Origin of the sequence: Mycolicibacter longobardus (assembly GCF_002102265.1) — a bacterium.
GTDB lineage: Bacteria > Actinomycetota > Actinomycetes > Mycobacteriales > Mycobacteriaceae > Mycobacterium > Mycobacterium longobardum.
The window spans coordinates 20,084-40,824 of the sequence record NZ_LQPG01000002.1; the positions used below are offsets into that span (position 1 = coordinate 20,084).

Consider the following 20,741-nt stretch of genomic DNA (forward strand, 5'->3'; position numbering starts at 1 on the left):
TGATGGCACGCCGACGTGGCTGGGGCGGTAACCCGCCCCGCAACGACGAGGAGGCCGCCCGGCGAATCATCGACGCGGCCGTCGAGTTGGTCGCCGAGACCGGGTCGGCGGTGTCGCTGGCCGACGTCGCGAACTCCCTCGGGGTGATCCGGCAGACGGTGTATCGCTACTTCCCCACCGCCGAGGCCCTGATGCGCGCGGTGGCCATCGCCTCCGTCGACGGCTTCCTCGACCGGCTGACCGAACACGTGCGGGGCATCCACGACCCGGCCGACGCACTCTCCGAGGGTGCGGTGTACACCCTGGATGCGGTGGCCCGCTCCCCCCACCTGGGCGCCATGTTGTCGTCGTCGTCGGCGCACAACCGGGAGATGGCCTCCGAGGAGGCCCGCGCCTTCGGGTTGCGGATGATCGACCGATTCGACGTCGACTGGGAACAGCACGGCTACGACGAGGCGGCCCAGCGCGAACTCGTGGAGTTCACCCTGCGAATCATGCTGTCGTTCGTCGTGGCGCCCAATGATCCGGCTCGCACCCCCGATGAGCTGCGCCGATTCCTGCGGCGCTGGCTCGGCGAAGCGGTTGCCGCCCAGCCGCGACACCCCGCCGGCTAGACCGTCCCCCATGCCCCCTGGGGTTCAACGGGAATATTTGATATACCCTACGGGGTATCGTATTGATGACGAATCGGACCGGGAGAAGTCGGGAGGTGATCGGTGTGCGCACGATCATGAAGCGAGCGTGGGTGCCCGTCGTGGTCGCGGTGGCGGCGTTCGCCGGCACCCTTGCCGTGGTCAGTCTGCGCGGCGAGTTCGGCTCCGACGAGATCTTCCGCTGGGACGGCAGCGGTTCGCGGGTGATCGACTCGATCAACGAGAAAGAGGTCCGCTACGAGGTTTTCGGTCCGGGCGCGGCCAGTGGCTCGGTGAGCTACCTGAACCGGGAGACCCAGCCCGAGCAGGCGAGCTTCACCGGCCTGCCCTGGAGTCACACCATGACCACGACCAGTCCTGCCGTGATCGGCAACCTGGTCGCCCAGGGTGACGGCGACCAGATCGGCTGCCGCATCACGGTCAACGGCGCCGTCAAGGACGAACAGCTGGCCACTGGGCACCACGCCCAGGTGTTCTGTCTGGTCAAAGCCGCATGAGCGGCCAGGGCACCCTCCGCCCGGGGTATATGCGGGTGATTCGCCGACTGGCCTGGCCATTGGTGATCTTCTGGCTGCTGCTGACCGTCGGGCTCAATGTGCTGGTTCCCCCGATCGAGTCGGTGGCGCGTGACCACGCGGTGACGATGTCGCCCCAGGATGCGCCGTCGATGATCGCCGCCAAGCACATCGGCGCCACGTTCGGGGAGTTCGACTCCGATGCCATGGTGATGCTGGTTCTGGAGGGCGAGTCCGAGCTCGGTCCGGAAGCACACCGCTACTACGACACCGTGATCGCCAAGCTGGCAGCCGATCACGAACACGTCCAGCACATCGCGGACCTGTGGGGAGACCCGATCACCGCCGCCGGAGTGCAGAGCAGTGACGGGCGGGCCGCCTACGCCCAGATCAACACCGCGGGTGACCAGGGCAGCACGCTGGGCAACGAGTCGGTCGATGCGGTCCGCACGATCGTGGCCTCCGTTCCCCCGCCGGACGGGGTCAAGGCCTACGTCACCGGCCAGGCGGCGCTGACCACCGACATGACCGAAGCCGCCGACAAGAGCATGTTGAAGATGATGGGCGTGACCGGGTTGGTCATCATCATCATGCTGGCGATCGTCTACCGTTCCGCCGCGACCGTGGCACTCGCACTGGTCATGGTGGGCTTCGAGATGGGCACCGCGCGCGGCCTCGTCGCGTTGCTGGGAGATCTTGGCTTACTGGGGTTTTCGACGTTCGTGGTCGCGATGCTGTCCTCGCTGGCCATCGCGGCGGGTACCGACTACGCGATCTTTCTGATCGGGCGCTACCACGAAGCCCGAAACGCCGGCGAAGACCGTGAAACCGCATGGTATTCGATGTTCCGGGGCACCTGGCATGTCATCTTGGGATCCGGGCTGACCATCGCGGGTGCGTCCCTGTGCCTGCACTTCGCTCGCCTGTCGTACTTCAAGGCCCTCGGCATCCCGTCGGCGCTGGGCCTGCTGGTGGTCATCGCCGGTGCACTCACGGTCGCCCCGGCCATCGTCGCGATCGCGACCCGGCATGGCCTGCTGGACCCCAAACGGGTGGAGGGCCGCGGCTGGCGGCGGATCGGCACGGCCAACGTCCGCTGGCCGGGAGCGGTTTTCGTGGGGGCGCTGCTGGTCACACTGGCCGGAATGTTGGCGGTCCCGGGCATGAAGATCAGCTTCAACGACCGCTACTACATCCCGGCCGATCTGCCGGCCAACGTCGGCTATGACGCAGCCGAGCGCCATTTCACCGCCGCGCGGATGAACCCGGACGTGCTGATGGTCGAGGCCGACCACGACCTTCGCAATCCTGCCGACATGATCATCTTGGATCGGATCGCCAAGAACATCTTCCGCACCCGAGGCGTGGAACGGGTGCAGAGCATCACGCGGCCGCTGGGCAGCCCCATCGACCACACCTCGATACCGTTCCAGATCAGCATGCAGGCCGTCCCGATCCAGGAGAACCTGCAGTTCATGACCGATCGGATGTCGGACATGGAAAGGATGAGCGACGATCTGGGCGCCACGATCGAGTCCATGCTGCGGCTTCGGGGCCTGGTCGCCCAGATGGGCAGCACCACCGACAAGATGAGCGCCGACATGGCGACGGTCAGCCAGACCGTCGACGAGATCCGGGACCACATCGCCGATTTCGACGACGCCGTGCGCCCGATCCGGAATTACTTCTATTGGGAGCAGCACTGTTTCGACATCCCGGCGTGCCAGGCGGTCCGTTCGGTGTTCGACGCCTACGACGGCATGGACAGGTTCAGCGAGAACATGCAGCCCCTGCTGGCCGACATGGCCGACATGAACGCCGTGATGCCGCAGATCGTCGAGCAGTTCGACCCGATGATCGCGATCGCGAAATCGATGCAGGCCAGCCTGCTTTCGATGCACAGCAGTTTCTCCGGGTTGCTGACCCAAATGGCGCGGATGACTGAGACCGCCAGCGCCATGGGGCAGGCATTCGACGCATCGAAGGCCGACGACTACTTCTACCTGCCCCCGGAGGCGTTCGACAATCCGGACTTCCAGAAGGGCCTGAAGCTCTTCCTGTCCCCGGACGGTAAGGCGGCCCGGTTCATCGTCACCTATGACGCCGACCCGGCCACCCCCAAAGGCATCTCGTTCGTCGAGCCGATGCTGGCCTCAGCCCACGATGCGGTGAAGGGAACGCCGCTGACCGGCGCGAAGTTCTATCTGACCGGAACCGCCGCGGTGTACAACGACATCCAAGTCGGCTCCACCTACGACATCCTGATCGTCGGGGTGGCGGCGGTGACCCTGATCTTCATCGTGATGCTGTTGATCACCCGGGCACTGGTGGCCTCCGCGGTGATCGTCGGGACGGTGTTGCTGTCGCTGAGCGCGGCGTTCGGACTGACCGTGGTGGTGTGGCAGCACATCTTCGGACTGGAATTGAACTGGATCGCACCGGTGTTCGGGGTGATCATCCTGCTCGCGGTCGGCTCAGACTACAACCTGCTGCTGGTGTCCCGATTCCAGGAGGAGATCGGGGCGGGGATCAAGACCGGGATCATCCGTTCGATCGGCGGCACCGGGTCGGTGGTCACCGCCGCGGGTCTGGTGTTCGCGTTCACGATGATGTCGATGGCGGCCAGCGACCTGTACTCGATCGGGCAGGCCGGCAGCACGATCGGGCTCGGACTGCTTTTCGACACCCTGATCGTGCGCTCGTTCCTGACGCCCTCGATCGCGGCGCTGCTCGGCCGGTGGTTCTGGTGGCCCCAGAGGATTCAGCGGGTGCGTCCGGCGCCACTGCGCAGTCCCGACCCGGCCACTAGCCCGCTGCCGGTGAGCGTGGGATCACCGTAGGCCGGAAGTCGTACTGGGTTGCGGGGGTGGCGAAACCGCCGCGGCCGGCCAGATTTCCGAACGGCACCATTGGCGGCATCGCCGCGGCGCTCCCCGTTCCCGCCGCCGGGGCCGCCATCCCGGCGGTCACCGGCAGGGCCCCGGCCGCCGGGCTGGCGGCCACACCCAGACCGGTCCAGGCCGGCGGCACCGACAGCATTCCGATCGAGGCGGCGCGGCCCAGACCGGCGGTCGCCGCCGACCCGCCGGACAGACCGGTCAACGTCACCGTGCCGGTCGCGCCACCGGCGGAGCTGAGCATGCCCGAGGCCGCACCACCGGCCGCCGCCACGCCTGCCGCGGCGCCCTTGGCGCCGGTGCTGCCGCCCATCAACATGCGCATCAACATCGTCATCGGCATCATCGCCATGCGCATCGGCATCATCAGCGAGTTCAAGCTCGACATCGACGACGACACCGACCCGCCCGTCGACGCCTCCTCGGTCGGAGCGGCCAGCGCCTGCAAGGTCGCCGGGGTGCTCGAAAGCAGCTGCGGCCCTTGGCTCATCAGCATCTCGGTGTCCGTCCCGGTGGTCGCAGCGGCCGACTGCGCGACCGCGAACGCCTGGCCGACCTGCAGGGACGGATCGGTGGTCTGCGGCGGCGAGACGAACGGCGTGACCTGCGTGGCTGCCGCCGAGGCACCCGCGTATCCGTACATGGCCGCCGCGTCCTGCGCCCACATCTCCAGGTACTCGGCCTCGGCGGCGGCGATCGCCGCGGTGTTCTGTCCGAGGAGATTCGTCGCGATCAGGGTTTCCTGCAGGCCACGATTGGCCGTGATCAGCGGTGGTGGAACGGTGGCCGAAAACGCGGTCTCGTAAGCCGTGACGGCGGCGGTCAACTGGGCTGCCGCCTGCTCGGCCTGCGCCCCCGTCGCACTGAGCCAGGTGATGTACGGACCGGCCGCGGCCGCCATCGTCACCGCCGAGGGCCCCGCCCAGGTGCTGCTGGTCAGCCCCGCGATCACCGAACCATACGACGCGGCCGCCGAGTTCAGCTCGGCCGCCAGGTCCTGCCAGGCGGTTGCGGAGGCGAGCAACGAGCCCGCGCCGGCACCGGCGTACATCCGCGCCGAATTGATCTCCGGCGGCAGGACTCCGAAATCCATTGCCTCCCCTTAGCTGCTGGCCGGCAACCGAACCGGCTCGACGCTTTAGGAAGGCTAGCCAGCAGTTTTTGGTGCCCGGCATGTCCCAGCTATGCGCTCGCTGTGCGCGGCGGAGGTGGCGCTGCGACGGTGTCAGTGCCCGTCTAATGCGCCCGCCAGATACTGCTCGCGGCACGCGGTGCGTCCGAGTTTTCCGCTGGTGGTGCGCGGGATCGCCCCGGCGGGAACAAACCGGACATCGGTGGCGGCCACCCCGTGCACCCGCGCCACCTCCGCCCGGATGGCGGCGATCGCCGGTGCGGGGTCCTGACGCCCGGTGCCGGTCGCCCGCTCCGCGACGATTACCAGGTCGTCGACCGGATCGGCCGGCACGACGAACGCGACCACGTAACCGCCGCGGACCATCGGCGAGGCGTGTGCGACCGTGGCCTCGACATCCTGCGGATAGTGACCGCGGCCGCCGATGGCCATCAGATCCACGGTCCGCCCGGTCACGTAGAGCTCACCTTCGAGGTAGAAGCCGAGGTCGCCGGTGCGCAGCCAGTCCCCTTCTGCCGGCACCTTCCCGGCATGACTGCCCAGTGCCAGCCGCGACCGCAGCCGCGCACCGAACACCCGCCGTGTTTCGTCGGGTCGGCCCCAGTAGCCGGCGGTCACGTTGTCGCCGTGCAACCAGATCTCACCGATGGAACCGTCGGGAAGCTCCGCGCCGGTGTCGCCATCGACGATCACCGCCGACAGGCTGCGCGCCACCCGCCCGCACGACACCTGGGCCACCGCATCCGCAGCGTCGGCCGGCACCGGAACTGCACGGCCCGCACCGAGTTGCTCGCGGTCCAGGTGCAGCACACTGGCCTCGGCGTCGGGGTCGATGGTGGCGACGAACAGGGTGGCCTCGGCGATCCCGTAGGACGGTTTGATCGCGGTGCGCGGCAACCCGTACGGCGCGAAAGCCTCGTTGAACGCGGTGATCGCCGCCATGCTCACCGGCTCGGAGCCGATGATCATCACCACATTTGACAGGTCGATGTCGGCGCCCGACGCGGGCCGGCCGCGCCCCGCGGTCAGCTCATAGGCGAAGTTCGGCGCGGCGGTGACCACGCGGCCGCGCCGCGAGGCATCCGACAGCGCGCTGATCCAGCGCTGCGGCCGGCGGATGAACGCCGTCGGCGAGAGCAGCGTGGAATGCCCACCGTAGACCGCCGGAAAACCGATCATCGACAGGCCCATGTCGTGGTAAAGCGGTAACCAGCTGAGCCCGTGCGTATTTCGGTCCAGCATGTCGATCGACAGGATCATCTGCAACAGGTTGGTGCCCACCGCTCGGTGGGTGACCTGCACGCCGACCGGCGGCCGCGTGGTGCCCGAGGTGTATTGCAGGTGCGACACCCCGTCCCAATCGATGTCGACGGGCACGAAGGCCTCGCCCGCCGAGTCCGGTATCTCGTCGATGACGACGACGTGGGGCCGCAACTGCCCGGGCAGCTTGCGCAGGAATTCCTCGACGATGTGCCGCACCGCTGCGGTGGTCAGAACCACAGCCGGGGTGGAGTCGCGCATCGCGGTGTCGAGCCGCTCGGCGTGCCCGGGCAGCTCGGGGGCGAACAGCGGCACCGCGACGGTTCCGCACTTGAGTGCCGCATAGAACCCGGCGACGTAGTCGAGTCCCTGCGGCGCCAGGATCGCCACCCGGTCGCCGCGGGAGGTGACACGCTGCAGCCCGGCGCCGATGGCGCGCAGCCGCTCACCGAGTTGCGTCCAGGTCAGTTCCACCGCGCGGCCCTCGATGGGCCCGGCGTAGTCGAGGTAGCGGAATGCCACGGCGTCCCCGACGTTGGCGATGTTGCGGTCGATCAGCGAGATGAGGGTCTCACCCGGCGGCAGGACGATGCCGCCCTCCGAATCCAGGCACTCCTCGATCTGGACCAGGCCCTTGAGGGCGGCCGTGTGCTGCGGGCTCTCCATGCCCGGAAGTCTAAGTGCCGACTACCGCAAGGGAGTTCGCTGGACAGCGGCTCACATGGCCGGTTCGCGCAGAGCCAGGCTGATGAACAGGTAGCCCATGCAGATCAGCAGGTTCAGCGCGGCGATCATCAGGCCCATCACAATGAGTGCGTCGATCAGACGCCGCCGGCTGCGCTGCGCCCGAGCCAGTCGCTGTTCCTGCTTGATCTCGGTCGCGGCGAGCGCGAAGGCGTAGTCGACCGACTCCGCCGACGCCAATGGAGCACCCGCTGACATCTCGCGCAGCCGGGCGGGCGGAATCTGAACACCGACACCGGCGAAGCGCCGGCTCATCCGGCGGGCCGCCCAGCGACCGACCGGCCGGCCGGCCGTGATGACACGCTGCGGCGGCTGTCCTCGGGGGCTTCCCCACCGGTCTGACCGGGCCGTCATAGCGCCCCAGCTTAGCCACCTCTGCCCGCGAATCCGTAGGGTTCGCCCAAGTTTCGCGGCGCCGCCGCAGGCGTGCCGAAGATGTAGGCAAAACCGAACTATCGCTCAGCGTGCGGCGGCACAATACGGGGAAGGAGCACGCGTCCAAACCCGTCGAGCAGGAGCGAAATTCCATGACGACCATAGAGACGAACGGGGCGGCAAGCGCACCGGTCGCGCCCGACGTCGACGCCGCCGTCGAGGCCACCCAGCGGTACTTCGACAGCCCGCGTTTCAAAGGCATCACCCGTCTCTACTCCGCCCGCCAAGTCGTCGAACAGCGCGGCACCATCCCCGCCGACTACATCGTGGCGCGCGAAGCGGCGACCGCGTTCTACGCGCGACTGCGCGAGCTGTTCGCCGCCAAGAAGAGCATCACCACCTTCGGCCCGTACTCGCCCGGCCAGGCGGTGGTGATGAAGCGAGTCGGCATCGAGGGCATCTACCTGGGCGGCTGGGCCACCTCGGCGAAGGGGTCGATCACCGAGGACCCGGGGCCCGACCTGGCCAGCTACCCGCTCAGTCAGGTGCCCGACGAGGCGTCCGGGCTGGTGCGTGCCCTGCTCACCGCCGACCGCAACCAGCAGTACCTGCGCCTGCAGATGACCGAGGAGCAGCGCGCCGCCACGCCTGCCGTGGACTACCGGCCGTTCATCATCGCCGACGCCGACACCGGCCACGGCGGTGATCCGCACGTGCGCAACCTGATCCGGCGTTTCGTGGAGGCCGGTGTCCCCGGCTACCACATCGAGGACCAGCGCCCCGGCACTAAGAAGTGCGGCCACCAGGGCGGCAAGGTGCTGGTGCCCTCCGACGAACAGATCAAGCGGCTCAACACCGCCCGGTTCCAGTTGGACCTGATGGGTGTGCCCGGCATCATCGTCGCGCGCACCGACGCCGAGGCGGCCAACCTGGTGGAGAGCCGCGGCGACGAACGTGACCAGCCGTTCATCCTGGGCACCACCAACTTGAAGATCCCGTCCTACAAGGCCTGTTTCCTGGCGATGACGCGGCAGTTCTACAACTCCGGGATCACCGAGATCAACGGTCACCTGCTCTACGCCCTGCCCGAGGGCGAGTACGCCGCCGCCGACGCCTGGCTGGAACGCAACGGGATCACCGCGCTGATCACCAAGGCCGCCGAAGACCGGCGCGGCGACGGGCGGCGATCCGTGGACGGACTCTTCGACGAGATCGAGTCGACGTTCGTCGAGGCGTGGCAGAACGACGCCGGACTGATGACGTTCGGGGAAGCCGTCGCCGAGATGCTGGAGTTCGCCGAACGGGAAGGCGAGCCGAAGGACATGAGCGCCGCGCAGTGGCGGGAATTCTCCGCCCGGGCACCGCTTTACACCGCCCGGCAGAAGGCCGCAGAGCTCAACGCCGACCCCGGCTGGGACTGCGAACGGGCCAAGACCCCCGAAGGCTACTTCCAGGTGCGCGGCGGCATTCCGTATGCGATCGCCAAGTCACTGGCCGCGGCTCCCTTCGCCGATCTGCTGTGGATGGAGACCAAGACCGCCGACCTCGACGATGCCCGCGAATTCGCCGAGGCGATCCACGCCGAGTACCCCGATCAGATGCTGGCCTACAACCTGTCCCCCTCGTTCAACTGGGACACCACCGGCATGACCGATGAGCAGATGCGGGCCTTCCCCGCCGAACTCGGCAAGATGGGCTTCGTATTCAACTTCATCACCTACGGCGGCCACCAGGTCGACGGTGTGGCCTCCGAGGAGTTCGCGGCCACCCTGCTGCAGGACGGCATGCTGGCGCTGGCCCGCCTGCAGCGCAAGATGCGGCTGGTGGAATCGCCCTACCGCACGCCGCAGACCCTGGTCGGCGGCCCGCGCAGCGATGCTGCGCTGGCCGCATCGTCCGGCCGCACCGCCACCACCAAGGCGATGGGCGCCGGCTCCACCCAGCACCAGCACCTTGTGCAGACCGAGGTGCCCAAGAAGCTGCTGGAGGAATGGCTCGCGTTGTGGGCAGAGCACTATCAGCTCAGTGAGAACCTGCGGGTGCGGCTGCGCCCGACCCGGCCCGGATCCGACGTGCTGGAACTCGGAATCTACGGCGACGACGACGAGAAGCTCGCCAACGTGATCGTCGACCCGATCAAGGACCGGCACGGCCGCAGCATCCTGACGGTGCGCGACCAGAACACCTTCGCCGAGAAGCTCCGGCAGAAGCGCCTGATGGACCTGACCCACTTGTGGCTGATCCACCGGTTCAAAGCCGCCGCGGTGCACTACGTCACGCCCACCCAGGACAACCTGTATCAGACCGAGAAGATGAAGGGGCACGGCATCTTCAGCAGCGTCAACCAGGAGGTCGGCGAGATCATCGTCGCGGACGTGAACCAGCCGCGCATCGACGAACTGCTGGCGTCGGACCGGGTGGCGCTGCGCAAGCTGATCGGCAAAGAGGACTGAACCCCTCCGGGCGAACCCGGCTACTCCGGCCAGCTGTTGCCCAGGATGGTCTCGACGAAGTCGCGACGTACGAACGACGGGTCGTAGTGCGCGAGCACGTCGGCGTTCACGGTGCCGAAGGTGCTGTCCGGGCGGTGTTTGACCCCTTCGGTGAAGGCGCGCAGGATGCGCCGCTTGAAGTCGGGCCGCGGATGCGCGGCGGTCACCGCGGCAACCAGGTCCGCGGGTAGGGCGTCGCGGCCGACGCCCAGGACGTCGGTCTCGACGCCGGCGGTCACCAACGCGACCTCCGGGCCGAGGAATTCCGGGATCCCCGGGGTGGTGTGCAGGGCGATGCCCAACCACACCTTGCCGGCGCCGGATTCGTCGACGCCGCGCCGGCGTAGGAAGTCGTGTGCGGCGTTGGCGCCGTCGACCTCAAAGCGCAGATCCGAGCCGAGGTAGCGCTCGGTCAAGCCGAGGTCGTGAAACATCGCGCCCACGTACAGCAGTTCCGCGTCGAAGCTCAGTCCGCGCCGGCGCCCCTGCAGCGCACCGAAGAAGAACACCCGGCGGGAGTGGTGAAACAACAGGTCGTCTTCGACGTCACGGATGAACTCGGTGGTCTCGCGTACCAAGGGGGTGTCGGGAATCGCGACACCGGCAATGGTGTCAACCGCTCTGGTCACTGGTCTGACTCCTTCCTACAGCGTGTCACCACCCAGCCTGGTCGATCGACGGGCGAACCGACCGTGGCTGATCTGCCGTAGTTCCCACAGATTGCGACACGCGATCAACGCCTGGCAGCATTGGCTCCATGCCGGTGCCATCGCGGACCGTGGTGCTCGTCGTTTTCGACGGCGTGAAACTGTTGGACGTCGCCGGCCCGGCGGAAGTGTTCGCCGAGGCCAACCGATTCGGCGCCGACTATCGCCTCATGGTCGCCTCAGTGGACGGTCAGGCGGTGCGGACGTCGGTCGGAATCCCGTTTGCTGTCAGCGATCGCATTTCGTCCCTCGAGTCCGCCGACACGGTGATGGTGGCAGGCGGTGACGAACTGGTCGGCCGGCCGATCGATCCCGACCTGGTGGAGGCGTTGAAGTCGGTGGCCGACCGCACCCGGCGGCTGGCGTCGGTATGCACCGGCGCGTTCATCCTGGCCCGGGCCGGTCTGCTCAGCGGCCGCCGGGCGACCACTCATTGGCGCCACGCCGGGCGGCTGGCCCGGGCCTTCCCGGACATCGATGTCGAGCCGGATGCCATCTTCGTCCGCGACGGCGCGCTCTTCACCTCGGCAGGAGTGTCGTCGGGCATCGACTTGGCGCTGGCACTGGTCGAGCAGGACTACGGCACCGAGATGGCCCGCGAAGTCGCCCGCTCCCTGGTGGTGTACCTCAAACGCGCGGGCGGCCAATCGCAGTTCTCGGTCCTGGTTGAAACCGACCCCCGGCCGGGTCCGCGCTGCGGAACGTTCTCGATTCGATCGCAGCCGATCCCGGCGCCGAACACAGCGTGAAAACGCTTGCGGCACAGGCATCGGTCAGTACCCGCCAGCTGACCCGCCTGTTTCACACCGAACTCGGAACCACCCCCGCGCGCTATGTGGAGTCCGTCCGGATCGATATCGCCCGCGCCGCCCTCGACGCCGGCCACAGCGTCAATGACACGGCGCGCCTGGCAGGCTTCGGCAGTACCGAAACACTGCGGCGGGTGTTCGCCAACCACCTCGGCATTTCACCGAAGGCGTACCGGGACAGGTTTCACACCGCCGCGCGGCGGTGACTCGAACGTCGATCAGGTCCGTTTTGGCAACTGGCCGGCGATCAGCGGCACGATCTTGTCGGCCATGTAGGCGTGACCGGCATCGCTGGGGTGCACCCCGTCCGGGCCGATCAGATCCGGCCGCCCGACGAACCAGCCCTCGGCGAGCGGATCGACGAACTCCGCGCCCACGACCCGCGCCTCGGCACTGAGGACATCGCGGATACGCCAAATGTCGACCGGCACGTCGGCGATGGGCCACGGCGGCCCGATCACCAGAATCCGCGCCCCCGGGGCGATCCGGCGGGCCAGACCCAGGGTATCGGCGACCAAGCGGCCCAATTGGCCCGGGTCGGCGTCCTGGTCGTTACGGGAGCCGAAGAACACCACCAGCGCGTCGTCGCCCTGCACCGCACGGGATGTCAGATCCCCGAACAGCCCACCGTGGTTGCCACGTACGCCGTAACCGGCGCCGCCCTCGGCCGCCACGTCGGCTCTGACGTACACCCCGCGCCCGGCCAGGGTCTGCCACGCCCGCTCGGTCCAGTTCGCCGCACCGCGGCCGGTGTTTTCGAAGCCCGCGGTATAGGAATCACCGATCACCGCGATCCGGTTCGGCGACGCACTCAGCGGCACCGTCGCGTAGTGGCGCGTCGGCTCGTGATCACGGGACAGATAGCCGGTCCCGACAACGACCCCGACCACGACGGCCACCAACGACACGGCGAACGTCATCACCCGGCTCACCGATCACCTCCCCCAACGGCTTCAGCGCACACTGACCGGAACCGCCTCCGTACGTTCATTCAGGGCTTCATCATCCGGGTCGTCCGGACCGTCGGAGTCGACCGGGTCGTCCGGGTTGAGGGCCAGCGGGTCCTCGGACGGCCCGACCTGCGCTGACTCGGCCCGGGCACCGATCATCTTGCGCATCCAGTGCCGCCCGGGCTCCTCAACGCTGTGGAACAGCAGGATCGACAACAACGTCGCCGCCGCCAACAGACCCACCACCATCCACTTGGCTGCGGTGGCACCTTCATCGAGCACGATCTCGAATTGCAGTGCGGCCCAATTCCAGGAGGTGTGCACCAGTTCGTGGACCATGTACAGGCAGAACGAGATCTGGCCGCCGTAGACCATCACTCGGGTGGACAGCAGCGCGGGCAGGCTGCCGATGCCGACCGCCAGCGCCATCACCAGCGGCACGAACAACACGTCCACCAGGCCGCCGCTGTCGTAGAGGCCGGAGATCGGATGCGCGTCGAAGTAGTAGAGGATGCCGATGATCGCGACGATCAGCAGCGCCGACGAGTATCCCGCGGCACGGCGGGCACGGTCGAGGGGTGCTAGCTTGCGCACCGCGGCGCAGGCCAGCGCGCCCGCGGTGAACTGCATGACGATGCGCGGCAACCAGCTCCACGGGGTGTAGAACTGGCCGGTCGCCAGCAACAGCAGCAGTGGCGGGAGCGAGGCGATGATCGCCAGTACGGCCAGCCCCCGCGCCGACGTCACCCGCATCATCCGATAGACCGCCAGCACCATCACGGCGAACAACAGGTAGGCCAGCCATTCAGCGCTGATGGACCAGGCCGGCCCGTCCCAACTCGACCCGTCGAAGAACGGCTCGAACCACAGCTGCACCAACAGAACCTGGCGCACGTAGCTGATCGCGGTGATCCGGCTCAGGTCCTCGGTCGGGACATGGCCGACGTGCAGGGTGAAGATCACCCACAGCAGCGCCAGGTGCATCGTGACCAGGTAGATCGGCCAGACCCGCGCCAGCCGCAGCCACAGGAAATGCACGGTGGCGCGCGCGGAGAACGTCTCCCCCATTCGCTCCAGATAGTTCCAGGTCAACACGAAACCACTGAGGATGAAGAACAGATCGACGCCCTGGGCCCCGCGGTCGAGCACCGGGGCGAGCGCGTCACTCAGCGTCGGCGACGCCAACCTCAGCAACGGCCGGAAGTGGAACAGCACCACCCATACCGCGGCGATGATGCGAAGCCCGGTCAGGGCCTTGATCTCTCCGCTGCGCACAACACTCTTTCGCCGGTGGGCTCTGCTGTCTTGACTGCCTTTGTCGCGGGGACAGCGTAGCGAGCGGGTCTGAGCGACGGCGAGCGACCACGCCCGGCGGTTCAGCGAGGCTCGACGCAGGAGAGCCGAAGCTGGGACCGCCGCATGAACCGGTGATACTGATGCGATGCCAGACGAATATCAGGTGGGCCGCGGGATCGCCGACATCACCGGCGAACCGGCCGAGTGCGGAATGCTCGGCTACGGGGTCGCTTCCCAGCAGACCAGCGGCCTGCACAACCGGCTGCGTGCGCGGGCTTTCGTGTTCGCCGACACCGCCACCGAGACCCGGCTGCTGCTGGTGGTCTGCGAGATCCCGCTGCTGCTGGAAAGCATCCACCACGAGGTGCTCGGGCGCCTGGCCGCCGACTACGGCGAGGCGTACACGTTCCGCAATGTGATGCTGACCGCGACGCACACCCATTGCGGCCCGGGCGGTTACTCCGATCACCGGCTCTACAACTCCAACACCAGCGGGTTCCGCCCCCAGACGTTCGCCGCGATCGTCGACGGGATCTGCCAGGCCGTCGCGCGCGCTCATGCCGACCTGGCCCCCGCCGCCCTGAGCCTTGCCGTCGGCCGGCTGCATGACGCGAGCAGCAACCGCTCACCGTCGGCGTTCGCCCGCAACCCGGAGGCCGACCGCGCCCATTTCCCGGACAAGATCGACCCACAGACCACCCTGCTGCGGATCGAACGTGACGGCCGGCTGGTCGGCGCGGTGAACTGGTTCGCCACCCACGGCACTTCCATGACCAACCGCAACACCTTGATCAGCGGTGACAACAAGGGATATGCCGCCTACCAGTGCGAGCGTCTTGACCACGGAGTCGACTACCTGGCCGCCGGCCCACCGGAGTTCATCGCCGCCTTCGCCCAGACCAACGCCGGGGACATGTCGCCGAACCTCAACCACCGCCCCGGCAGTGGACCCACCGAGGACGAGTTCGAGAACACCCGGATCATCGGCGCCCGCCAGGCCACCGCGGCCACCGAGCTGACCCTGGGCCACGGCACCGAGATCAGCGGCGGCCTCGACGCGCTGGCCACCTACGTCGACCTGACTGACTTCGAGGTGCGGCCGGAATTCACCGGCGACGGCCGGGCTCATCGCACCGGCCCCGTGATGGCCGGAACGGCGACGCTGGCCGGCACCGATGAGGGGGCCGGCCCGCTGCACCCGCTGCTCAAGCAGGGCCGCAACCGCATCATCGACGGGCTGATCGCCAACACGGTCTTCCGGTTGTCCCGCCGGCTGCGGGAGGCGCACGCGCCCAAGGGTGCGGTGGGCCCGGGCATCCGGCTGAACAAGGCGCTGTCGCTGATGCCCGAGGGCGGTCCGGTACAGCTGTTCCGAATCGGTCAGCTGTATCTGATCGGCATCCCCGCCGAGGTCACCATCGTTGCCGGGCTGCGGTTGCGCCGCACCGTGGCCGAGATCGTCGGCGCCGAGCTGCGCGACGTGCTGGTGGCCGGTTACAGCAACGGCTACCTGCACTACGTCACGACACCGGAGGAGTACGAGGAGCAGCGCTACGAAGGCGGCAGCACCCTGTTCGGCCGCTGGGAGCTGCCGGCGTTGCAGCAGGTGGCGGCCGAGCTCGCCACCGCGATGCGTGAGCAACGCCCGGCCCCCGACGGCAAGCCGCCCGCCGAGCCCTCCCGCCGGAGGCGGTCACGCCGCCGGGCCAAGCCCGATGCGCCGGCCGCCGGCCGGCGGTTCGGGGACGTGCTGCAACCTCCGCTGTCCCAGTACCCCCCGGGTGCCACCGTCACGGCGGTGTTCGCCGGCGCCCACCCCAACAACGACCTGCACCACGGCGGCACCTACCTGCGGGTGGAGCGCGAGACCGGTACCGGGTGGAGCACCGTCGCCGACGACGGCGACTGGTCGACGACGTTCCGTTGGCGGCGTACCGGCCGGCGCGGATCGGCGATCACCGTGACCTGGACGGTGCCCGACGACACCGCCGCGGGGCGGTATCGGCTGCGCTATGAGGGGGACGCGCGGGACCGCGATGGGCGGATCAGCGCGTTCAGCGGCGCGACCGAACCGTTCGATATCTCACCAAAGCGTTAATCGGCCGCCCAACGCACCTTAACTTCGCCGCATAACGTCGGTAAACATCGAGGTCGGCTCATCCGCCGGCGCCGATCACACCATCGGAAGCGGGGGCTGGCATGGCAAGCGAGATCACCACACGGAGCACAGCTCGGATCAATCCCGTCGTCGAGTGCGGCGGTGCACAGATCAGGGCGCACTACCGCCACCTCGCCACGGTGATCGCGGTCCGGGGCCGGATCGACTCCGCCAACGTGGACCAGCTCAGCGAACACGCCCGGCGTTTTGTGCTCGCAAAGGAACCGCTGGTCCTCGACCTGAGCGGGGTCACCTCGTTCGCCGCCGCCGGCATCTGGCTGTTGTGCGTCCTCGACGGTGACTGCCGCGCCGCGGGCGTGGAGTGGACCCTCATCGAGAGCCCGTCCGTGCACGAACTGCTCGGTGACTTCGACGAGGACGCCATGTTCCCGACGGCACGCTCGGTGGACCAGGCGCTGCACGCGCTCGCCGACGGCAACGACCAGCGCCGTCAGTTGCTGCTGCCGCTGTTCCAGAAGTCGGCCTGAGATAGATCGGGGCCTGGCCGCCGCCCTGCGCTGGTGGCCGCTGCTCGGCCTGCTCGCGACGCTGGCTTTGGGCTGGGCGGTGGGACGTGGCTCGACATCCATCGACAGTTGGTTCAGCCGCAATACCCAGGCTGTCATCGGTGAGCAGCCCCGCTGGCTGTTGATCTTCACCAGCGGCTGGGTCCTGCTGGCAGTGTCGGTGGCGTGCCTGGCGGTCGCCCTGTACCGGCGGCAGTGGGGGCTGGCCGCTGCGGTGCTGGCCTGTCCATTCGCCGCCACCGCCGCCAACGAGGCGCTCAAGCGTTTTTTCGACCGGCGCAACGGGCCCTACCTGGAATACCCCAGCGGCCATACCGCGCTGCTGGTCGCGGTGCTGGGAATGATGGTCGTGGTCGCCAGTTCGAAATGGGCCCGGCGCTGGGCACTGGCCAGCGCGGTGGTGCTGAGTCTCCTGGGCATGGTCGGACTGGTGGCCTGCGGCTACCACTTCTTCACCGACACCGTCGGTGCGGCGATGCTCGCCACCGCGCTGGTGTGTGGAACGGCTCGGTTAACGTCTGCGCTGTGATCGTGCTGCTCCCTCCGTCGGAGACCAAACGTGCCGGCGGCGACGGGCAGCCACTGCGCCTCGACGCGCTGGGCTCCCCGCAACTCACCGACCTGCGCGCGCAGCTGGTCGATGAACTGGTGGGTCTGGCCGCGAACCGGGAGGCCAGCCGCAGCGCGCTGGGTTTGTCGGCGTCCCAGGACGGCGAGATCGAACGCAATGCCGCGCTGCGCACCGCGCCCACCGCGCCGGCGATCAACCGCTACACCGGAGTGCTGTACGAGGCACTCGACGTCGAGTCGCTGCGCGGCGCCGCGGCGGCCCGTGCCGCCGCCCGATTGGCCATCGGTTCCGCCCTTTTCGGCCTGTTGCGGGCGACGGATCCGGTGCCGGCCTACCGCCTGTCGGCGACCTCCAAGCTGCCCGGGCAGCCCGGCTTGGCCAAACGGTGGCGGCCGGTGCTGGAACCGGTGCTGGCCGAGATCGCGGCCACCGACCTGGTGGTGGACATGAGGTCCGGGTCCTATGCGGCGCTGGCCGCCATTCCGGGGTCCGTCCGCGTCGATGTGGTCGCCGAACACACCGACGGTCGCCGGGTCTCGGTCAGCCACTTCAACAAAGCACACAAGGGCCGGCTGGCCCGGATACTGGCCACCACCAGGTCCGAACCCGGCGACGCCGCGGCGGTGGCGACGACGGCACGCCGGGCCGGCATGCGGGTGGAACGTGATGACCGCCGACTGACGATCGTGGTTCCCGCGTGAGGCGCAACAATGGGCGGATGCCGACACTGCGACCCCTGCTGGCCCTTGCGCTGCTGCTCGCCACTGCCACCGGTGTGGCTGCCGCTGGACCAGATGTGCCACCGCTGTCCGAGGCGGCCCGCGCGGCCGGCTTCGTCGACGTGCGAAGCACGGTGCCCGACGCGATCATCGACCTGAGGTATGCCACCCCCAACAACTTCGTGGGCGAGCAGTTGTACCCGGCCGGTGCCCGGTGCCTGATACACGAGTCGCTGGCCCCGGGTTTGGCGGCGGCGGCCGCCGCCCTGCGCAGCCGGGGCCGCACACTGGTGTTCTGGGACTGCTACCGGCCGCATGCCGTGCAGGTGCGGATGTTCGAGGTGGTGCCGAACCCGAACTGGGTGGCCCGGCCGGGCTCGCTGGCCCGCAGCCACGAGACCGGACGCTCCGTCGACGTGACGACCGCCGACCGGCAGGGGCGGCCAGTCGAGATGGGCACCGACTTCGACGATTTCTCGCCGACCGCCACGGCGTACGCCGACGGGATCAGTGCGCGGGCCGCCGACGAACGAACCACCCTGCGCGAGGCGATGAAGACCGGGGGGCTGGCCCCCTACCCCGGGGAGTGGTGGCACTTCGACGGACCGGGCGCCGGCGTGGGACGACCCATCCTCGACGTCGGCGTCAACTGAATTCGGCGGCGGGGGTCACCACGTTGCTGGATGGCCCCAGGTGGCCCGAAGCGCTTCCCCGTAGCGCTGTTGTTCCTCGCCGCTGGGGATCGCAACATCAGCCACCAGGAAGTCGCTGCGCTCGAACAGGTCCGGGGTGCACGCCACCTCGGTGATGCGCTCGGCGAGCGCGAAACCCGCTGCGTGGAAGTCAATTCCGGCAAGGTCGTCCGGATCGGTCTCCAACGGCAGACCCACCTCCCGGATGTCATCACTGAGGGCCGCGGGATCCGCGCCGAACCGCTCCGCCGGAAACAGCAAGTCGAAATCCACCAGCAATCGCCCGTCGCGCCACCAGTGGAATCGATGCACTGCGTTGATATTGCTGAAGTGCGACACAATGGTTCGGCCGGCGGACATCGGCCCGATAAGGCGCTCTGTCACCCCGACAAAGCCATTGATCTCCGCAATCAACGTCCACCTGCGGTCAATCTCGGTCACGCCGATCACCGCCCGCGACGGGTCGTAGCCCTGCGGCCAGTGCTCGACGGCGAGTTCACAGAGCGCGTCGATACCCCGCACCGAGGCCCTGATCGTGGCGCCCAGCGACCGGATGACGTCCTCGGCGGCGATGTCGCTGATCAAGGTCACGCAGTGCGCCTCAGCCCACTCCGGATGCCAGGTTCGCCACCAGGAATAGTCGGCGGCTGTCGCAGCCAATGTCACAGACCCGCGTTGTGCGGCGGGGGCGCTGACAGATGACGCTCCACCGACTCCACTTTGGCAGTCATCGCATCGACCGCGCCGGCCCGCCAGTCGGCCTTGATCACGGTGCTCACCCGCGGTGATCGGGCGGCCACCGCTTCCACCGCCCGCTGCACCACGGCCATCGCCTCGGCCCAGCTGTCACTTTCGATGACGGTGAACATGGAATCGGTGCGGTTCGGTAAACCCGACTCGCGAACCACCCGGACCGCTTCCGCGACGATCTCCCCTACCCCCTCACCCACCCCGAGAGGCGTGATGGAGAACGCGACCAGCACTGACATCTGACTCCCCCTCCCGGAAGGCGCTACGGCGAGCGTACCTAGCATCAGGGCGTGCGGGTTCTGGTCCAACGTGTCTCCTCGGCTCGAGTCGATGTCGATGGCGAGACGGTCGGCGCCATCGAACCGGACGGGCAGGGCCTGCTCGCTCTGGTCGGCGTAACGCACACCGACGACGCTGCTACCGCGCAGCGGCTTGCCGAAAAGCTTTGGCAGTTACGCATTCTCGACGAGCAGCGGTCGGCGGCGGATGTCGGCGCCCCGATCCTGGTGGTCAGCCAGTTCACGCTGTACGCCGACACCGCCAAGGGCCGGCGCCCGTCCTGGAACGCCGCCGCACCGGCTGCCGTCGCCGAGCCGCTGGTCACCGAGTTCGCCGACGCACTGCGGCGCCTGGGCGCCCAGGTGGCGACCGGGCAGTTCGGGGCGCACATGCAGGTGGAGTTGGTCAACGACGGTCCGGTGACCGTGCTGCTGGAGCTCTGAGCCGAAACCGCCGTGCCGGCCGGGCCCGGGACATTAGCGTGGCCCGCATGGACAAAGCCGCCAAGATCCGCTGCGCCATCTACGCCGCGATTGCCCTCGCCGCGTTGGTCGCCACCTGGAGCCAGAACCTCGCCTACAACGGAGGCGACCGACCGCTGTCCCGGTTCCTGCCGGACACCGCGGTCACGCCCGCCTCGCGCTCGATCACCGCCGACATCCTGCTGTTGTTATTGGCGGCAGTGTTCCTGATGGTCCTGGAAGCGCGCAGACACAACGTGCCGTTCGTCTGGGCCTACATCGCCGGTGCATTCCTCATCGCGATCAGCGTGACCTTCCCGTTGTTCCTGATCGCCCGCGAACGGCGGTTGGCGGCCGAAGGGTCGGCGACCCCGCGGTTGAGTGCTGTTGACACGGCCTTGCTAACCGCACTCACCCTGGTGGTGGCCGGAGCCACCCTGTGGGTCGATACCCGGTAGCGTTCGCGCCCCAATTCCTCGACTATCTACCCCTGATGTGCCTTTGGTTGCACATCGAACTTTCGACGGCTCTTAGGGGCTGGATATACGGCAGGGAAATTGGACGCCACCACCCTGCTACCCGACTGGGACGAGACGAAGAAGAACCACGGGGTGTGGCTGGTCGACGACAAGGACAATCCCACCAAGTCCCTGGTCTACATCTGGGACGGCACCAAGTGGAACAAGGTGCTGCCCGGCCCCTCCGGGCCGGTCGGTGCCACCCCGAACATCTCGATCACCTACGAGACCATCCC

At 68.2% G+C, this 20,741-nt stretch carries 20 protein-coding genes and 1 pseudogene; 13 read left to right on the forward strand and 8 right to left on the reverse strand.

Translation table 11 applies throughout. From position 1 onward, the window contains the following. The first annotated feature begins 2 nt into the window (after window positions 1-2). The 3 genes from AWC16_RS00140 (at window position 3) to AWC16_RS00150 (ending at window position 4,008) form a co-directional block, all read left to right on the forward strand. The gene (locus tag AWC16_RS00140) at window positions 3-614 is read left to right on the forward strand and encodes a TetR/AcrR family transcriptional regulator (protein WP_085262811.1); all 612 of its coding nucleotides are present in this window, start codon (window positions 3-5) and stop codon (window positions 612-614) included. A 65-nt stretch (window positions 615-679) separates the two neighbouring features. Next, window positions 680-1,150, forward strand: coding sequence for an MmpS family transport accessory protein (locus tag AWC16_RS00145; protein ID WP_207572220.1), 471 nt, complete (start codon window positions 680-682; stop codon window positions 1,148-1,150). Further along, on the forward strand, window positions 1,147-4,008 hold the full coding sequence (locus AWC16_RS00150; protein WP_085262812.1) for an MMPL/RND family transporter: 2,862 nt from the start codon (window positions 1,147-1,149) through the stop codon (window positions 4,006-4,008). The genes AWC16_RS00145 and AWC16_RS00150 overlap by 4 nt, the downstream gene beginning before the upstream one ends. Here AWC16_RS00150 and AWC16_RS00155 read toward each other — a convergent pair. From AWC16_RS00155 to AWC16_RS00165, 3 genes are all read right to left on the reverse strand, one after another. Continuing rightward, window positions 3,974-5,158 (reverse strand): PPE family protein, encoded by a 1,185-nt coding sequence (locus tag AWC16_RS00155; protein WP_085262813.1) that lies wholly within the window; start codon window positions 5,156-5,158, stop codon window positions 3,974-3,976. The two genes, AWC16_RS00150 and AWC16_RS00155, sit on opposite strands and share 35 nt — an antisense overlap. Window positions 5,159-5,290: 132 nt before the next feature. Then, complete coding sequence (locus AWC16_RS00160; RefSeq protein ID WP_085262814.1) at window positions 5,291-7,123, reverse strand: fatty acyl-AMP ligase; 1,833 nt, start codon at window positions 7,121-7,123, stop codon at window positions 5,291-5,293. Window positions 7,124-7,174: 51 nt separating this feature from the next. Continuing rightward, on the reverse strand, window positions 7,175-7,555 hold the full coding sequence (locus AWC16_RS00165; protein WP_234812059.1) for a hypothetical protein: 381 nt from the start codon (window positions 7,553-7,555) through the stop codon (window positions 7,175-7,177). A 173-nt stretch (window positions 7,556-7,728) separates the two neighbouring features. Between AWC16_RS00165 and aceA the strand changes: the two genes are divergently transcribed. Then, window positions 7,729-10,029 carry an isocitrate lyase ICL2 gene (gene aceA, locus AWC16_RS00170; protein ID WP_085262816.1) on the forward strand — a complete coding sequence of 767 codons (2,301 nt, stop codon included), beginning with the start codon at window positions 7,729-7,731 and terminating at the stop codon, window positions 10,027-10,029. A 20-nt stretch (window positions 10,030-10,049) separates the two neighbouring features. Here aceA and AWC16_RS00175 read toward each other — a convergent pair whose 3' ends face one another. Further along, the gene (locus AWC16_RS00175) at window positions 10,050-10,697 is read right to left on the reverse strand and encodes an HD domain-containing protein (protein ID WP_085262817.1); all 648 of its coding nucleotides are present in this window, start codon (window positions 10,695-10,697) and stop codon (window positions 10,050-10,052) included. A gap of 128 nt (window positions 10,698-10,825) precedes the next feature. Between AWC16_RS00175 and AWC16_RS00180 the strand changes: the two are divergent. Continuing rightward, window positions 10,826-11,790: pseudogene (locus AWC16_RS00180) on the forward strand (GlxA family transcriptional regulator). Between the two features lie 12 nt (window positions 11,791-11,802). Here the strand turns inward: AWC16_RS00180 and AWC16_RS00185 are convergent. Both AWC16_RS00185 and AWC16_RS00190 read right to left on the reverse strand, forming a co-directional pair. Next, window positions 11,803-12,516 (reverse strand): Rv0518 family GDSL lipase, encoded by a 714-nt coding sequence (locus AWC16_RS00185; protein WP_085262818.1) that lies wholly within the window; start codon window positions 12,514-12,516, stop codon window positions 11,803-11,805. Window positions 12,517-12,537: 21 nt separating this feature from the next. Then, on the reverse strand, window positions 12,538-13,809 hold the full coding sequence (locus AWC16_RS00190; RefSeq protein WP_085262819.1) for an acyltransferase family protein: 1,272 nt from the start codon (window positions 13,807-13,809) through the stop codon (window positions 12,538-12,540). Between the two features lie 166 nt (window positions 13,810-13,975). Between AWC16_RS00190 and AWC16_RS00195 the strand changes: the two genes are divergently transcribed. The 5 genes from AWC16_RS00195 (at window position 13,976) to AWC16_RS00215 (ending at window position 18,458) form a co-directional block, all read left to right on the forward strand. Continuing rightward, entirely contained in the window at window positions 13,976-15,928 is a 1,953-nt protein-coding gene (locus AWC16_RS00195; RefSeq protein ID WP_085262820.1) for a neutral/alkaline ceramidase, read from the forward strand. A gap of 101 nt (window positions 15,929-16,029) precedes the next feature. Continuing rightward, complete coding sequence (locus tag AWC16_RS00200; protein WP_085262821.1) at window positions 16,030-16,476, forward strand: STAS domain-containing protein; 447 nt, start codon at window positions 16,030-16,032, stop codon at window positions 16,474-16,476. Window positions 16,477-16,555: 79 nt separating this feature from the next. After that, window positions 16,556-17,044, forward strand: a complete 489-nt coding sequence (locus AWC16_RS00205) for a phosphatase PAP2 family protein (RefSeq protein ID WP_234812060.1) — start codon at window positions 16,556-16,558, stop codon at window positions 17,042-17,044. Next, window positions 17,041-17,787 carry a peroxide stress protein YaaA gene (yaaA, locus tag AWC16_RS00210; RefSeq protein WP_085262822.1) on the forward strand — a complete coding sequence of 249 codons (747 nt, stop codon included), beginning with the start codon at window positions 17,041-17,043 and terminating at the stop codon, window positions 17,785-17,787. The genes AWC16_RS00205 and yaaA overlap by 4 nt, the downstream gene beginning before the upstream one ends. 17 nt (window positions 17,788-17,804) lie before the next feature. Beyond that, the gene (locus tag AWC16_RS00215; protein WP_085262823.1) at window positions 17,805-18,458 is read left to right on the forward strand and encodes a M15 family metallopeptidase; all 654 of its coding nucleotides are present in this window, start codon (window positions 17,805-17,807) and stop codon (window positions 18,456-18,458) included. Window positions 18,459-18,473: 15 nt separating this feature from the next. On the opposite strand, the gene AWC16_RS00220 is transcribed toward AWC16_RS00215, so the two are convergent. Both AWC16_RS00220 and AWC16_RS00225 read right to left on the reverse strand, forming a co-directional pair. Beyond that, entirely contained in the window at window positions 18,474-19,163 is a 690-nt protein-coding gene (locus tag AWC16_RS00220) for a DUF6461 domain-containing protein (protein WP_085262824.1), read from the reverse strand. Beyond that, window positions 19,160-19,486, reverse strand: coding sequence for an MTH1187 family thiamine-binding protein (locus AWC16_RS00225; protein WP_085262825.1), 327 nt, complete (start codon window positions 19,484-19,486; stop codon window positions 19,160-19,162). Before AWC16_RS00225 ends, AWC16_RS00220 begins: the two co-directional genes overlap by 4 nt. Window positions 19,487-19,537: 51 nt before the next feature. Here AWC16_RS00225 and dtd point away from each other — a divergent pair, with 51 nt between their 5' ends. The 3 genes from dtd to AWC16_RS00240 all read left to right on the forward strand — a co-directional run. Further along, entirely contained in the window at window positions 19,538-19,969 is a 432-nt protein-coding gene (gene dtd, locus AWC16_RS00230) for a D-aminoacyl-tRNA deacylase (RefSeq protein ID WP_085262826.1), read from the forward strand. 47 nt (window positions 19,970-20,016) lie between these two features. After that, on the forward strand, window positions 20,017-20,445 hold the full coding sequence (locus tag AWC16_RS00235) for a DUF2834 domain-containing protein (protein ID WP_085262827.1): 429 nt from the start codon (window positions 20,017-20,019) through the stop codon (window positions 20,443-20,445). Between the two features lie 99 nt (window positions 20,446-20,544). After that, window positions 20,545-20,741 (forward strand): hypothetical protein (locus AWC16_RS00240; protein WP_207572221.1); only part of this gene is annotated, 197 nt, incomplete at its 3' end.